Below are 14,507 nucleotides of genomic sequence, written 5' to 3'. Positions count from 1 at the left end.
CGCAGCGAACCTGCTGTTTATAATAGAAAAACCACATAATAAATTTACATTTAATTACCATTTTAGGAGTCTTATCTAATAGGAATAGTATATCAGTTAACTCGGTATTAAAATATGGAAGGATGAAATTGAACCTAAAAAAAGAACCATACCCCTTTTACATGGAGTAAAGCTCCTTCTTAGACAATCTCAGGCACCAAAGCCAGCTCTAATCCGTATTCCACATGACAGGTCAAATAATAACTGTGGACAGCGGACAAACCATATAACATTTATAGGACACCGTTCTAGTGAACGCGAACCTGGTCACCATCCTGAAGCGGATCTCCGCTCTCGAATACAATGGACTGCTGCTCGAACAGCCCATCTGTAACAGCAGATTGTGTATCATTTGAATCAACGACTGTAATGTACACTTTGCGCACATAAAAGGCGTTGCCTAATGGTCCACTCCTCTCCTCCATGGCAAATACATATTTTTTGTCTCCCTCATCGTGAATCGCTTTATTCGATACAAGAATGGCATCATTTGTCTTCTGAGTCAGCATAACCTCGGCACGCTCTCCTCCCTGCAATTGATTATCCTTTATCGCAACAAGCAATTTCTTCATTGCCGTATGCGAGGCTGTGCTCCCGCCTTCCCCTGCTGGGCTAAGAGCGTCAGTATCTTGAATTTCCACTAGGCTGCCCTCGATTTGTCTAGCCTGAGTGCCGCTCAATTGGACATCGAGCTTCGCTCCTTTTTCCAGCGGGGCCGCTGCAGCCTCAGGAACTAGAAATTCAAATTCAAAGCCAAGGCTTGTGTTGGCAATCGTGACAGCAGGCCCTCCTTCGGATGAAGCCACACCCTCGACTGCGCCAACCTTGGTTACAATCCCGTCAAAAGGGGCAACCAATGTGCTCGTTTCTGCCAAATTCTCCAGCAGCTTCTGAATTCTCCGCTGCTGCATATCCGTATCAATTTCGTTTACCTTCAGCGCATGTTTGGCGCTTTCGACGCTCTTCTCATCCCCGCTTTGCGAGGCTTCGACATAGCTTTGCTGCAGCCCTGTATTGAGAAGCTGCAGCTTGCTAAGAGCGGCCTGCTCGTCTAGTATTTGATTTTTTGCAGCCTTCTGATCATAAACAATCAGCACCAGCCCTTTCTTAACGGGCTCCCCTTCCTTAACATTCACTTTGTTTACCCTCATCCCGGGCTCACCTGACAAAGCCGTTTGTACCCGCCATTTCACGATCCCGCTGCCTTGAAAGGTATGGTTAAGTTCACCACGGTTTGGCGTTACTATCGCGACCTTGGGTAAGGTTAAGGACATTAGCGTATTGCTAAACAGCGTAAATCCGATTAACAGCCCCATAAACAAGCCAAACAAAAGGCGAATTTTTCTTTTGCGTCCAGGCACTGTTTGGCCAGCTAGTTGTAATTCCATTAAAATCCCTCCGTGAATGGGCTAACCTTTAATTCCCGATAACTGAACACCCTCAACAAAGTAAGACTCTGCATATAAAAATAACAGCACCATCGGAGTCATATACAAAACGGAGGCAGCAAAAGCAATGCCCCTTGCACCCTCGCTAATACGCGATAAATAGAGTGACAACGGCTGCTTGAATGTGTCCTCAAGAAATATAAGCGGCTGCTCAACCATGTTCCAATTATCAACAAATAACAAAACAATTAAAGCGGCGATTCCCGGCTTGACGAGCGGTACAATAATTTGATAAAAAATAGTTGCATGCCCTGCCCCATCAATTTTGGCTGCTTCAACATACGTATATGGAATATGCATCATGAACTGCCTAAGCATAAACACGCCAAAAGCGCTGAAAATCCCCGGCAGTATAATAGCGGAAGTTGTATTCATTAGCCCCAGCTTATCCGCAATAATATAATTGGGCACTAACGTCACTTGAAACGGCATAAGCATAGTCATCAAATATACAACAAACAGCTTATCCCTCCCCCAAAACCGCAGCTTGGCAAATGCATAAGCGGCTAGAGACGCGATTATCACTTGCAGTACAATAATGGGTACGACCAAAAACACGGAATTCCAAAACATATGGAGAAACATCGGTTTATGAACCAATACCTCCGCATATTGACCAAATGATACCCAATCGGGGATTAGCTTTAAATTGATGTATCCGTCCTTTTCCCCTGCCGCAATATTAACCATCTTGCCAATGAGATTGTAGTTATAATTAATTTCGGCCTCTGTCATGAATGAGTTGGAAAATGTAACAACAATAGGGAATAGCATTGCCGCAGCAAGACCCCCCATGATAACTGACAACACAAGCTTCTTTAATAATGGCAATCCCTTCACCACCCTTTCACCCATCCATGGAATTCCGAAAACGCCGTTCGATGGAAAGCATGACCATTACAAAAGCAAGAATACAGCCTACCATTAGAACTGCAGCGGCTGTCAGTTTCTGTACATCAAGGGATAAAAACATATTATTCATGTAATGCTGCAGCATATAGATGCGGTCATGAGGATAGTTGCCTGCGATCAGATACGTTTCACGAAACACTTTAAACGAATTAATAATAGAGATAAGGACGACAAAAAACAGGGTCGGAGTCAAATAAACGAGCGTAATATGAATCCATTTATGAAAAATGCCCGCACCCTCAATATCCGCCGTCTCATAATAGTCTTTAGGAATACTTTGGAGCCCCGCCAAAAATAATATGATGTTATACCCGATGTTTTTCCATGTGTATACGATGGCGAGCACACCGATTGACCACTCCGACTTCATCCAATCTATTCGATCCAGATGCAAGCTCTGCATCCAAGCATTCAATGTCCCATTCCAGTCGAACATGATTTGCCATATCATCACAATAGAGGCGACAGGCACGACAAGCGGCAGTACAAAGGCGGTCTGCAGCCAATTTCGAATAAACAGCTTTTGATTCAGCAAATGCGCAAACAACAAAGACAAAGCGATAATGAGCGGTACACTAACGCCAGTAAACAGAAATGTATTGGCTGCCGCTTTCCGAAAGGATGCGCTGGCCTGCAAATCCTTGTAATTGTCCAAACCAACAAATGAGCCGTTAACGGTACTATCCTGAAAGGAATACACAAATCCCATGGCAAACGGGACAAGATAAAATAAGGAAAAACCAATCAGGCTCGGTGCCAAAAAACAGGCTGCTGCAGCACCATCCTTGCGCAGCAGCCTGATCAGAACACTTTTCATGCTTTTCCTATTCATTTAAAACAGTCGTCACTCTATTTTGAATTAGCTTTGCCACGGCTTCAGGTGTTTTCTGTCCGGCGAAATAAGCTAAGGACTCTTCCCTTACAATGTCATCGATATGGGTATTGTTGAACTGAACCGAATATTTGGCCCCAGTAAGGAATTTATCTAGATCATCAATTTCCTTTTGGGTAATTTCAAACACTTTGCCTTTCATCGGCCCGATCGGTTGATCAGACTTAACCGTCCCTTTTTTTAATACATCCTGGACAACCCTGCTGTATGAAGCTTTACTGAGTGGGAATCCGGCACTGCCTGCTCGATGCTGCATCTCATCAGAGTGCATAAATTTCAAGAAATCCCATGCCTCCTCTTTTACAGAAGACTTTGCGTTTATGCCCAGCGTTTGATACGTTCTGAAGGAGCCGCCTGCCTGCTGACCGCTTGCGATCGGCTTTAAGTATAGTTTTGTCTTGTGGGATAGACCTCCTGTCAAAAACTCGCTTTGTTTTATCTCACGAATATAATCGTCAGGCGAGTTAATTTGGGTGTCTCTAAATATAGGAAAGCCTTTATCTCCACTCATAATTTTGTCATCGAACACGGATTTTACTTCTTTCAGCAAATCAGTAAAGGCAGCTGAGTCAAAATTAGCCTTCCCGCTCTCCTTATCCACAAACGTCCCATATTGATCATTAACCAGCTGCGTAATCATATACTCTGGCTGACTTGTGCCTAATACCGTTTGATTTTCATCTGTATGCTTGACGAGTTCTCTAGCCGTTTCTATAAACTGAGTCCAGTTCCAATGGCTGTCGTCAATTTTAACGCCACTTTTCTCGATCAACGTATGATTGCCGAAAAGACCATAAATAAAGAAGCCAAGCGGCATCCCGTATAATCCTCCATTCACTTTCATTCCGTCCAAAATATTGCCGAAATATTGTTCCTTCTTAAAAGTTGGGTCCTTATCGATCAGCTCACTCATATTGACCAGCAGCTGTTTTTTTATATAATCCCCTGATGGCAGCTGGTCCATCTCAATCAGGTCAGGCCCTTTACCGGATAATAAAGCTGTACCTGTCGTTTTGATAAACTTCTCCAAATTGACTTCTAAATCTGCGTCCGCTGTATCGATGTATTTGAGATCAATGGTGATATTGGGATGCTTGGCTTCATATTTCTTTTTGGCTTCTACAAAGAAATCGTTCTGAAAAAAAGTCGAGAACACAATCGTTTTTTTCTCATTGCTGTTTTTCGGTTCAACCGTTTCTTCCTTAGGCGGATTCGTACCGGTCGTCCCCCCGCTATTTGTCTGCGTACCTCCTGAATTTCCGCCTGTAGCAGAGCTGCATGCAGATACAACCATCATCATTATCGTCAACAAAATGAACAATGCCTTTTTCATAGGTTCTCTTCCTTTCAATTGCTATCATTGTCTACTGCTTGCAGTTCTATCGTTCCGAGGCATTACTTCATCAGTATAGTGACTGGATATATGATAAGTGAGATAGAGTTGTATTGAAGTTGTAAAATATAAAAATACAAAAAAGCCAATTGCACATGCAATTGGCTCTCTTCGTCTCATTCTATTTACAGTCTGGAATAGTAGCTTAACAATGCCATAACGTCCTTGCTAAACCCGACAACCTTATTTTGCCTCACATTCACCGTGACACAATATTTCAACTTCTTATCATCCTTGCTCGTATAATACAATTCCACAACGCTGTCCCAGCGGGTAATGTCCTCATTCAGCGACAATTCAGATAAGGGGTAGCTTCCTTTTTTATCGATAAACGCATTTGCGAGAGCAATGATTTTCTCTTGTTCACTTTGACTGCTGGAGGAAGGGGCCCGCACGACGCCTACCTCGGAAAGTTTAATCACATCACCGTCTTTGGCGTTCAGCACGATGTCATACACTTCATTAGGATCAGACAATCTAGTGAGCGTTATATAATACAAGCCGCCAGAAATGTCATCCAGTTCGGTTTGATAATCCAGCTTGGCCTCAGCGCCCTGTTCAATTACCTGCGCCCTTTCCGGTCTGGGGTCAACTCCATACTCCGCTTCATTTAGCAGCTCTCTAAATTTATGCTGGTCAATAGCCATCAGCTCGAATTGCAGCTCATCGATCGATAGACTCTTTTCCAAATACTTGTTGACTGCATTCAAACTAAGTGTCTTCACCGCCTCTTGGGACAGAACACCCTCGTATTCCACATCGTTGCTGCCCGTTTCTTTCGTTATTTTTTTAACCATTACCGTGTTTTTGGGGGTCCTATCCAATACGTTGCCACACCCCGTCGAAATGATTGCAAGCGCTGCGAGCACCATAACCAGAATGAGCTTGTTCATTCCTTAATCCCGCCTTTCGGATGACCCGGAGTGAACACAACTTCTACGGTTGTGCCCTGGTTTTCATTGCTTGCAATATGGATTGCAGCATGATGTACGCCTGCAATACTTTGACATATCGCAAGCCCTAGACCTGCTCCGTTGCTGCTTCTTGTTCTAGACTTGTCCGCCATATAAAAAGGTTCAAATATTTTATCCTGATGTTCTTTGGCAATCCCAATGCCCTCGTCCTGTACCTGCAAAATATATTGATCTCCGCGCCACAGAGCGCGCAGGATAATGGTTTGCTGCGGGGCTGAAGCTTTCAGCGCATTATCTACAAGATTGGAGATCAACACCTTTATCAAATCCTTCTCCACCAGCAGCTCGCACGGTTCGCATTCCACGATCATTCCCACATGCTTCTCGCTCGCCATTACACTAAGCGTCGGCTTTAATTCAGCAAAAATCGCCCCTAAATCGTGCAGCTCCATCTGGAAATCGTCCTCCTGCAGCAAAATCAAGTTCATGAGCTTCAATGACAACGACTCTAGGCGCTTTCCTTCCGAATAAATGACATTCAAACTATCCATGAACATTTCCTCGTTATATTTGGTTGTCCTCATAAAATTGGCGTAGGCAATAATGGAAGTCAAAGGCGTCTTCAATTCATGTGTGAAATTGTTAATGAACCGCTGTTTCTCTTCATTATTCCGCTCGAGAATCGTAATTTTGTCCTCAACAACAGCAGCCATATCGTTAAAATTTTGAGCCAGCATGCCAATTTCGTCCTTTGATTTTATCCGGACGCGCTCCGAGAAATCGCCTTGTGCAATAACCTGCGCGGTCTGGCTAAGGCGATCAATTGACCTCGTCAGCCCTCGGCTTACAAAGAACATAATCAACATATAGAGAAAGCAAGCAGCCACATCTACTTTTGCAAAAAACTGATATTGATCTACGCGGTCCTGGTACACAGAAGTAACGTCGATCATATAGGTGAACACATAGCTTTTATGGTTTATATTCGCAATATTTGATGTGAACAGTATCGTTCGCTGATCGATATCCCGCAAAATATAACTAATTTCGTCTACGGCCAGCTTGTCCAGTTCCTCACGCTGCTTTGGGATTTGAAAATCGGTATTGTTAAAGACTGACCGATTTTGCTCGTCCCTAATCTCCAAATAAACGAGCTGATCGTTATTTTTACCAACAAATTCATTAGCAATTCTCGTTAATACCGTTTTTTCGTAATCAATGGAGTCATAGATTCGAAGGATGGGTACAATCGCATCGACGCTGGAATGAATGCTCATATTCTGGCTTAAAGCGTTGTTGATTTCCTGCTTAAGCATTCGATTATGGCTCCGCTCGATTACCATAATGGAGGCAGCGTTAAAAATAATGATGAAGACCAGAATGGAGAAGACATAAATTTTTTGCCAAAATTTCATCCTCTTAATCCTCCAGCCGATAACCGAGTTTATAAATCGTCTTGATGTGATCCTGCAGCTCTAGCTTCTTGCGCAGCGATTTGATATGCATATCGACCGTTCTCGTCTCGCCATAATAGTCACCGCCCCATACCTTACTAATGAACTGCTCTCTCGAGAGGGCAATGTTCTTATTTTTCAGCAAAACTACAAGCAATTCATATTCCTTCGGCGTCAGCTCGACAACTTCCCCTTGACTGGTTACTTCTCGTTTATCCATATTGACTGCAATAGATTGAAATTGTAATACACTTTCTTCTTTGCCGTATCTTCGCAATACCGTCTCTATGCGGGCAAGCAGCTCGATAGCCTCGAAAGGCTTAACCATGTAATCATCGGCTCCCAGTTTTAATCCATTCACTTTATCGTAGACAGAGTTTTTGGCCGTCAAAAAAATAACCGGTATCTGATACGGCTTAATTCGTTCCATCAGCGCAAATCCATCCAAATGAGGGATCATCACATCCAGCAATATAAGATCAACCTTTTCCCGCTGGAGCAGCTCCAGCGCCGCCAAGCCGTCATAAACCTCCGCTGTATCGTAATTTACAAGGTTGAGATTCATTTTAATAATTTTGGATATATGAATATCATCTTCAACAATCAAGATCTTTTTTTTCATTTCCCGAATCTCCTAACACGCATCATTAATGTATCGCTCTTAATGTTACGATAACGAAGCAACGTTAAAGATGCAATGAATTAACTTATTTTGTTTTCTCCCAACACTTTTAAATGTCATACGTTATATTTAGTGTAATTAGAAAATGATGGGAGCGTGAAGCGTATGGAAAACGTACAGCAAGCTAATGTTCAAGAAAGAGCTTTGGAGAATATGGGTCTTCTCGATTTGACTGGAGTGAAAGCTGAAGATCTAGCTAATGTGACCTCCATTAGCAACATTGGTATTATCATTGCCCCAGAATCGCTATCTAGTGCTTTAAATCGCATACCCCAGCAAAATATTGGATGCGTTTGTTTAGTCCCTTCTACGGCAGGCAAAGTGAAAATCTTGTCCGGGCAAGTTTCATTGGGAGGCGAGTTTTTTGCCAACAGCAATGGCGCTCCCGAGGATATCGTCGTCATTGCGGGGCAAGCGGTCATCACTTCGCCGGTGGAGAAGATCGGGTTTCAAGATGTGATTTTAGCTGGACAGCTGATCCTGCCTAAGGGGAGCGAAGTCGTATTAGGAAGCGCCATATCGCGCATTCTCGGTCAAATCATTTATTATTCCAATACATCCTCCAATGTGCGGTTATTTCTAGGAGATGACACGTTCTCCAACAGCTTCTTTGAATTCGTCGAGGAAAAAATGTGTATGGTGCTGATTGGAAATTTCGAAATGGATAATGATGTGCAACTCGAATTAATTAAAAGTAAAGTTTCCGAGATTGTAGTCATTGGCGATATAACAGCTTCAAAGGCTATTGTGCCTCTACTCCAGTACCTTGCTATTTCAAAAACAGGAACGATCAAAACAAGAGATGATGAATGAGAAACAAGCTATGCCGATAAATGCAGAGGCTTTGTTTCAGCAATTGTATCGTACACATTCAAGGCAAATCTATTCTTATCTGCTCGGACGAACAGAAAGTAAAGAAACGGCCTCCGACCTGCTGCAGGACGTATTCATGAAAATCTGGAACCGCAAAGATGTCGTCGAAAGTATACCCGAGGATCAACAATTGTATTGGATATTTTCGATTGCTGCCAATCGGGTAAAGGATTATTATCGGAAATCGCAGAGCTATAAACAAGCTGTATCAAAAATTCAGCTGTATAGCTTTCCAAGTCCAAATGGTGACCTATCACAATTGTTAGCTGGGCGTGAGCAGTTTCACGAGCTTGAGTCAGCCATCCGAGAGCTGCCCGAGGAGCTTCGTTCTATACTGCTCATGAAGGCTGTTGGCGGTATGAAAAGCGGTGAAATCGGCGCTGCACTTGGGCTGCCTTCAGGCACAGTTCGCTATAAAATATTGCTGGCACGCCGTCAGCTTGCCGAAGCGCTTGGTATGCTGCCCAAAGAAAAGGCTGTAGGAAGGAAGGGTAATGGATGAGCGATTACGAGTCAGATTTGAAGCTGCCTTCGGATGTCGAGCTAATGCTGGATGAATTGCTGGATACCTGGGCTCATCATGTCCAGCTTTCTTCACAGCAAACAGATGAAATCAACACACAACTTTTTACGGTTTCGGACGATCTAGGCTGCGAATGGTGGCATTCGTTATTTAATCAGTTGCCATTTCATCATAAATCCTTTATCGTTTCACCCTATTTATATAAACGCTCTGGATAATCGTTTTAACAAATGGAAAGGGACCGCCTTCGGCGGTCCCTTTCTTGCTGTCCTGCAAGCCTAAACTCCTAAAATGTCACTTCATTTACATCAAGAATAGTAACAAATCTTCTATTCCAAACGTTCTCATGATGCTCGATAATTTTTTGTGCAGTCAGGACGGCATTATCTAATGTACTATGGCTGTTATTCGCTAAAATATTGTTCTTGTAACCACGGCTGTAGGCTGCCCGAATGGTGGTGTCCAAACAAAACTCCGTTTGTGCTCCAGCAAATATAAGCTGCTCAATCGACATTTCCTCCAAAGTAGAAGCCAGATCAGTATCGTAAAACGAATCCCAGCTTGTTTTGCGAATCACTGTATCTTCAGCCCTTATATCGAGTCCATGATGCAGCTTCCAATCCGGTGAATCTACAAAAAATTCATCATCTGCGTTGTCATAATCCGTATGCTGGATAAAAATGATTGGGACATTACCCTCCCGAGCGGCAGTAATCCACTCATTGATCCGCGCTACCAACTCTTCTTTTTTGTGAAGATAATTTTCCGGCAACGAAAAAAAGGCTTCCTGTACATCGATAACGACCAATGCTTTTTTCATGAAAAATCCCTCCACATTCGTTATATTCGCAAGAAAAAAACCTAAAACATAGGTATTACTGGTATAATTTTTAACTATAATCCCTGTTTAATTTGAAAACAAATATTATTTCAGCTGGCTCCCAGAGACTGCTTACTTGGAGGCTTCACCATGATTGATGTCAATTCTGAAGAACGTCTGAAAAATTTGCTTGAAAGCTACGGAAATAATTCACACACGCATTTATATTATCTTGGTGATAAAGAATGGTTCTGGGATTCCGATTACGAGGCTTTGATCGTGTACCGCACAGCCTTAAATAGAAGAATTGTACTTGGCGACCCTGTTGGAAACCCCCGGTTTACTAGGCGCGTTATTGAGCAGTTTGTAGCAGACTGCAATGAGAATAAGCAAATACCCGTATTCTATCAAGCAAAATCCTCATTTCTATCGCTGTATGAGAAGCTTGGGCTGCGCTGCTCCAAAATCGGCGAAGAAGCCCAGGTCGACTTGTCTACCTTTCAGCTGAATGGAAAGCAATGGCTTAAGCTGCGGAATCGCATGAATAAATTTGGACGCTCCGGATTTACCTTCGAGGTTCTGCACCCGCCATATTCAGACTCATTCCTCCATCGTCTCCAAGGCATTTCAGATGAATGGCTGGGTAATCGGAAAGAAAAAAGCTTTTCTGTAGGCTCTTTCGCAAAGGAGTATGTCATGCGTTTTCCAGTCGCGGTGCTCGTTGGGCCTGATGGAAATTATGAAGCGTTTGTCACCATTGCTGGGGATCATCAGCCATTTATTAAAACAATGGAAGAAGAATCTGTTTGTCGGCGATTAACGGTTGATCTCATGCGTTATACAAAAGCATGCCCGCATGGCACAATGGATGTTCTATTTGTTTCCCTATTCCTTTGGGCCAAAGAACAAGCCTATGATGTTTGCAGCTTAGGCATGGCTCCGCTTGCTAACGTTACTGATTCGCACATCATCAAGCTTCTCTATAAGTATGGGAACAAGCTGTATAACTTTAAGGGGCTTTATGAATATAAAAATAAATTCGCTCCAAACTGGGAAAATGTCTACCTCGTTTCGCAGGCTGCAGCTACTTCCATAAACGTTGCACTACTAGCATTAATCATCCATTCTAACGATTCCAATAAACAATCACCCAGCCAAATTCCGCCTAAGCATTTCATACATAAAGTGCTGTCTTCAAAGAAAAGGGCTTAGCAGTAGAGCAATGAAGTCACAGCATTACTATACCGAATTCATATGCAGGCAATAATAAAGGGCACCCTTGCGGGTGCCCTCGTTCTTTCTGGTAAGTATTACGCACAGCTATTCTGCATTACACTTTTTTAAATTCGATCCATTCAATTTGCAAGCCTGGTTTGATGAATTCTAGCTTCAGTTCATAAAAACCTGCTTCCAGCTCGACTTTCACAAGCTTCTGCTTGATCCATTTGCCTTCCGTCCCATTCGTCTGAATGGTCGTCATCAATTGATCGTTCAGTGTCACGTTGCAAGCACTTTGAGCCAGTTCAGGCTCAGGAGACATAATGCTGACAATAATCCGGTATTGGCCAGCTTGATCCACTTTCATAAAGCTTGATCCTGCTGACGCTGGTTTAACTTGTGCATTCTCGGAAAGTGCTTGCGCTTGCTCCGGAGATAGAGATGCACTCGCTTTGAATGTATCGACCTTCTCTTCAATGACTTGTTTTCTCGAGAATACCGGAGCATGCATAATGAACTCACAAATGTTCATCGCAGAGCGTTGAAGCTCCCCCCTTGTTAACGTTCCATTCTCCAGCGATTCAATCGTATTGTCATCCCAGCCATTGATTTCCGCGCCATAGTTAGGAACAACCATATACAGATCATTTTGTGCACGAACCATCCAGTTCGTATATTTACGATCCGCTGCTCCTCCATTGACGACATCGTTCATGATGGCCCACCAGTCTGTCATGACAATACCTTTAAAGCCCCATTCGCCGCGAAGCACAGTAGTGTTCATATCATAATTAGAAGCCGCCCAATGTCCGTTAATTGGATTATAGGAGGTCATAATCGAATTCGCGCCGCCCTCTTTTACCGCAATTTCAAAGCCTTTCAAATAAATTTCACGAAGAGCGCGCTCTGAAACGATAGCGTCTACTTTACTGCGATGCTTTTCTTGGTTGTTGCAGGCAAAATGCTTCAGCGTAGCATTAGAGCCGCCTTTCATAATTCCTCGAGTACATGCTGCTGCAAATACGCCGGAAATGAGCGGATCTTCTGAAAAATATTCAAAGTTGCGGCCATTCAGCGGGCTGCGGCGAATATTGAGGCCAGGCCCAAGCAGAGCATCCACGTTGTTGCTTAATAATTCTTGCCCTTCCATAACGTAGAGCTCTTCGACCAGCTCTGCATTCCAAGTTGCCGCAAGTAAAGTACCAATAGCAACCTGGGTCGCTTTCTGGCCACTATCCATGCGAATACCTGACGGGCCATCTGCTGTACAAGCAACCGGAATTCCGTAATTAAATAAGCTGTCGCTTACTCCGCCGAAAGCCGAAGCTGTACCCGGTGTAACAAGCGGGCTGCTCATGCCCTCTCCTCTGACAATGGCAGCCAAATCTTGATCGCTAAGCTGAGCGATAAAAGCTTCCATGCCAACCTTCTGCTCATAAACATCTCTTAATTTAAATCCTTTGTTTCCAGTTTGCTTAAGTGTTGCAGGAAGATTCTTCTCAATTCGTTCTGCTAAGGAAACGCTGCGAGTGGGTACTTCTTCCGTAATCAGCTCATATGAACCGTCTTCCTTCCGAGCGCCCGGCTTCATTCTGCTAAAGCCCTCTATTGGTGCCAGTGCCTCTTGCAGCTGCTCTACGACTTGAAGAGCTTCCACAACGTAACCGTCTTGGCCTTGTACACTTATTGCAATAAGGTTTTTAACGCTTGTTCCTACATAAAAGCGATACGTTCCCTCTTCCAAAACATAAGCGGAAGCATGCCCTGTCACACCAGCATCATCATAAGATGCCATTGTATCTACAAGAAAACTCACTGAAAGGCGCTCTGACTCACCTGCTTGAAGCACTTTGGTTTTGCCGAATGCAGCCAAAGCTTTAGCCGGTTGTCCCAATTTCCCTTGCGGTGCTTCATAATAAACCTGCACGACCTCTTTACCCGCATAGTCAGCTCCTGAATTGGTAACCGTTACGTCAATTTCAACGTATTTCTTCCCATCTTTAGTGGTCAGTTTAGCTTGCTCAGAATCAACTTTAAAGGAGGTATACGAAATCCCGTATCCTAATTCATATTGAACCTTCTCTGGGCAAAATGTTTCAAAATAACGATAGCCTACATAGATATCCTCTTGATAAAAATTTTTAAATTCATTGCCGTAGTTTCGAGTGGATGGATAATCATCGATGGAATAAGCAATGGTATCCGTCAATTTACCGCTCGGAGTCACTTCTCCGGCCAGAACATCGGCAATGGCGTTACCGCCTTCCATGCCGCCCTGCCAAGAGTAGATTGCACTTGAAATGGGGTGCACATAACTTTCATCGTTCATCCAGCTCATATCAATAATGTTTGATACATTCAGCACCACAATGGTTTGCTCGAAATAAGCTGTTACCTGCTTCAGCATCGCTTTCTCGTCCGACGTTAACTGATAGCTTCCCGGTGCATCGGCATTATCCTGATCTTCTCCCGCCGTACGTCCGATCACAATGATCGCCTTACTCGATTTAGCTCTTGCGCCCGAAACAAGTTCATCAGTTAAAGGCATTTCCTTCTGGTGCCATGGCTCAGCAGCCCAGCCGCCGCCGCCATTATCGAATGGATTTTGCTCAATCCACTTTTCATAGACAGCCGCAAGCTCTTCATTGACGGTCAGGTTCTTTTTACCGCGAAGACCGTCTAATAAATTCGTTGTATAAGAAACATGGACGCTCCCGCCTGACCCTGTACCGCTGCGGTAGTAATTCACTTGGGTTCTGCCAAAAACAGAAACGTTTTCGCCGTCTCGAAGCGGAAGCACTTGTCCTTCATTTTTTAAAAGTACCGCGCCTTCTGCAGCTACGGTTCGACTAAATTCAGCAAAACCTTCTAATGGAACTCCCAAACTCTGTGTACTCATTTTGTTTCCTCCCGGTTGTCTATTCCACACATATGGCTGGTTCGATAGAAAAGTATTTATTCTCTTTCTACATTTCTAGTTTTCACGAACCCATGTATGCTCCCTATAAAATCCTTTAAAAAATAAAAGATATACTAACAATATACAAGCACAGCTTGTAAAAAAGCAAAGTTAACAGCACTTACTGCTGCCTCTACACATAGTCGATTCGTTTTACTATTAATTCTCCTCCGTTAATGCTATTATTCTGTTGTAAGTTATTTTACTTATAAATATGAAGGAGGAATACCTAATGAAAAAGAGATCACTCAAATCCTTATCCTCTGGTATTGGGTATTCAACTGCTGTCTTTTTCTAAAATTGATGATGACGGGATAAGTCTGTCGTAAATCAAGAGAAGTTAAAATACAGCGAAAATATAAAACGAATCCTCGTTATAT

At 43.3% G+C, this 14,507-nt stretch carries 13 protein-coding genes; 4 read left to right on the top strand and 9 right to left on the bottom strand.

Annotated features, from left to right (window positions below):
• Nucleotides 1-287: 287 nt before the first annotated feature.
• From ACIFSR_RS07805 to ACIFSR_RS07775, 7 genes are all read right to left on the bottom strand, one after another.
• The gene (locus ACIFSR_RS07805; protein WP_430056436.1) at nucleotides 288-1,427 is read right to left on the bottom strand and encodes an efflux RND transporter periplasmic adaptor subunit; all 1,140 of its coding nucleotides are present in this window, start codon (nucleotides 1,425-1,427) and stop codon (nucleotides 288-290) included.
• Nucleotides 1,428-1,448: 21 nt separating this feature from the next.
• A complete protein-coding gene (locus ACIFSR_RS07800; protein ID WP_430057059.1) occupies nucleotides 1,449-2,282 on the bottom strand; it encodes a carbohydrate ABC transporter permease in 834 nt (277 codons plus the stop codon).
• A gap of 52 nt (nucleotides 2,283-2,334) precedes the next feature.
• On the bottom strand, nucleotides 2,335-3,216 hold the full coding sequence (locus ACIFSR_RS07795; RefSeq protein WP_430056433.1) for a carbohydrate ABC transporter permease: 882 nt from the start codon (nucleotides 3,214-3,216) through the stop codon (nucleotides 2,335-2,337).
• A 7-nt stretch (nucleotides 3,217-3,223) separates the two neighbouring features.
• The gene (locus ACIFSR_RS07790) at nucleotides 3,224-4,624 is read right to left on the bottom strand and encodes an ABC transporter substrate-binding protein (protein WP_430056430.1); all 1,401 of its coding nucleotides are present in this window, start codon (nucleotides 4,622-4,624) and stop codon (nucleotides 3,224-3,226) included.
• Between the two features lie 185 nt (nucleotides 4,625-4,809).
• A complete protein-coding gene (locus ACIFSR_RS07785; RefSeq protein ID WP_430056427.1) occupies nucleotides 4,810-5,577 on the bottom strand; it encodes a hypothetical protein in 768 nt (255 codons plus the stop codon).
• Complete coding sequence (locus ACIFSR_RS07780) at nucleotides 5,574-7,013, bottom strand: sensor histidine kinase (protein ID WP_430056424.1); 1,440 nt, start codon at nucleotides 7,011-7,013, stop codon at nucleotides 5,574-5,576. The genes ACIFSR_RS07785 and ACIFSR_RS07780 overlap by 4 nt, the downstream gene beginning before the upstream one ends.
• A 4-nt stretch (nucleotides 7,014-7,017) precedes the next feature.
• Nucleotides 7,018-7,674, bottom strand: coding sequence for a response regulator transcription factor (locus ACIFSR_RS07775; RefSeq protein WP_339205700.1), 657 nt, complete (start codon nucleotides 7,672-7,674; stop codon nucleotides 7,018-7,020).
• A 165-nt stretch (nucleotides 7,675-7,839) separates the two neighbouring features.
• Here ACIFSR_RS07775 and ACIFSR_RS07770 point away from each other — a divergent pair, with 165 nt between their 5' ends.
• The 3 genes from ACIFSR_RS07770 to ACIFSR_RS07760 are packed head-to-tail and all read left to right on the top strand — an operon-like array spanning nucleotide 7,840 to nucleotide 9,348.
• Nucleotides 7,840-8,547: a hypothetical protein gene (locus ACIFSR_RS07770; RefSeq protein WP_430056420.1), complete on the top strand. Its 708-nt coding sequence runs from the start codon at nucleotides 7,840-7,842 to the stop codon at nucleotides 8,545-8,547.
• Between the two features lie 10 nt (nucleotides 8,548-8,557).
• Nucleotides 8,558-9,109 carry an RNA polymerase sigma factor gene (locus ACIFSR_RS07765; RefSeq protein WP_430056418.1) on the top strand — a complete coding sequence of 184 codons (552 nt, stop codon included), beginning with the start codon at nucleotides 8,558-8,560 and terminating at the stop codon, nucleotides 9,107-9,109.
• The gene (locus ACIFSR_RS07760) at nucleotides 9,106-9,348 is read left to right on the top strand and encodes a hypothetical protein (protein WP_339205703.1); all 243 of its coding nucleotides are present in this window, start codon (nucleotides 9,106-9,108) and stop codon (nucleotides 9,346-9,348) included. Before ACIFSR_RS07765 ends, ACIFSR_RS07760 begins: the two co-directional genes overlap by 4 nt.
• Nucleotides 9,349-9,416: 68 nt before the next feature.
• On the opposite strand, the gene ACIFSR_RS07755 is transcribed toward ACIFSR_RS07760, so the two are convergent.
• The gene (locus tag ACIFSR_RS07755; RefSeq protein WP_430056416.1) at nucleotides 9,417-9,950 is read right to left on the bottom strand and encodes a cysteine hydrolase family protein; all 534 of its coding nucleotides are present in this window, start codon (nucleotides 9,948-9,950) and stop codon (nucleotides 9,417-9,419) included.
• Between the two features lie 150 nt (nucleotides 9,951-10,100).
• Here ACIFSR_RS07755 and ACIFSR_RS07750 point away from each other — a divergent pair, with 150 nt between their 5' ends.
• The gene (locus tag ACIFSR_RS07750) at nucleotides 10,101-11,162 is read left to right on the top strand and encodes a phosphatidylglycerol lysyltransferase domain-containing protein (protein WP_430056414.1); all 1,062 of its coding nucleotides are present in this window, start codon (nucleotides 10,101-10,103) and stop codon (nucleotides 11,160-11,162) included.
• A gap of 118 nt (nucleotides 11,163-11,280) precedes the next feature.
• Here ACIFSR_RS07750 and ACIFSR_RS07745 read toward each other — a convergent pair whose 3' ends face one another.
• On the bottom strand, nucleotides 11,281-14,067 hold the full coding sequence (locus tag ACIFSR_RS07745; protein WP_430056411.1) for a glycoside hydrolase family 3 C-terminal domain-containing protein: 2,787 nt from the start codon (nucleotides 14,065-14,067) through the stop codon (nucleotides 11,281-11,283).
• Nucleotides 14,068-14,507: the final 440 nt, after the last annotated feature.

This window comes from Paenibacillus sp. NRS-1760, assembly GCF_050467785.1.
Taxonomy (GTDB): domain Bacteria; phylum Bacillota; class Bacilli; order Paenibacillales; family Paenibacillaceae; genus Pristimantibacillus.
This window is presented reverse-complemented; position numbering and strand designations above follow the sequence as displayed.

Bases quoted from the DNA above. Each gene is read 5' to 3' on its own strand.
- ACIFSR_RS07745 (WP_430056411.1), bottom strand. From the start codon at position 14,067: ATGAGTACACAGAGTTTGGGAGTTCCATTAGAAGGTTTTGCTGAATTT.
- ACIFSR_RS07800 (WP_430057059.1), bottom strand. From the start codon at position 2,282: ATGGGGGGTCTTGCTGCGGCAATGCTATTCCCTATTGTTGTTACATTT.
- ACIFSR_RS07805 (WP_430056436.1), bottom strand. From the start codon at position 1,427: ATGGAATTACAACTAGCTGGCCAAACAGTGCCTGGACGCAAAAGAAAA.
- ACIFSR_RS07750 (WP_430056414.1), top strand. From the start codon at position 10,101: ATGATTGATGTCAATTCTGAAGAACGTCTGAAAAATTTGCTTGAAAGC.
- ACIFSR_RS07755 (WP_430056416.1), bottom strand. From the start codon at position 9,950: ATGAAAAAAGCATTGGTCGTTATCGATGTACAGGAAGCCTTTTTTTCG.
- ACIFSR_RS07790 (WP_430056430.1), bottom strand. From the start codon at position 4,624: ATGAAAAAGGCATTGTTCATTTTGTTGACGATAATGATGATGGTTGTA.
- ACIFSR_RS07785 (WP_430056427.1), bottom strand. From the start codon at position 5,577: ATGAACAAGCTCATTCTGGTTATGGTGCTCGCAGCGCTTGCAATCATT.
- ACIFSR_RS07770 (WP_430056420.1), top strand. From the start codon at position 7,840: ATGGAAAACGTACAGCAAGCTAATGTTCAAGAAAGAGCTTTGGAGAAT.
- ACIFSR_RS07775 (WP_339205700.1), bottom strand. From the start codon at position 7,674: ATGAAAAAAAAGATCTTGATTGTTGAAGATGATATTCATATATCCAAA.
- ACIFSR_RS07780 (WP_430056424.1), bottom strand. From the start codon at position 7,013: ATGAAATTTTGGCAAAAAATTTATGTCTTCTCCATTCTGGTCTTCATC.
- ACIFSR_RS07760 (WP_339205703.1), top strand. From the start codon at position 9,106: ATGAGCGATTACGAGTCAGATTTGAAGCTGCCTTCGGATGTCGAGCTA.
- ACIFSR_RS07795 (WP_430056433.1), bottom strand. From the start codon at position 3,216: ATGAAAAGTGTTCTGATCAGGCTGCTGCGCAAGGATGGTGCTGCAGCA.
- ACIFSR_RS07765 (WP_430056418.1), top strand. From the start codon at position 8,558: ATGCCGATAAATGCAGAGGCTTTGTTTCAGCAATTGTATCGTACACAT.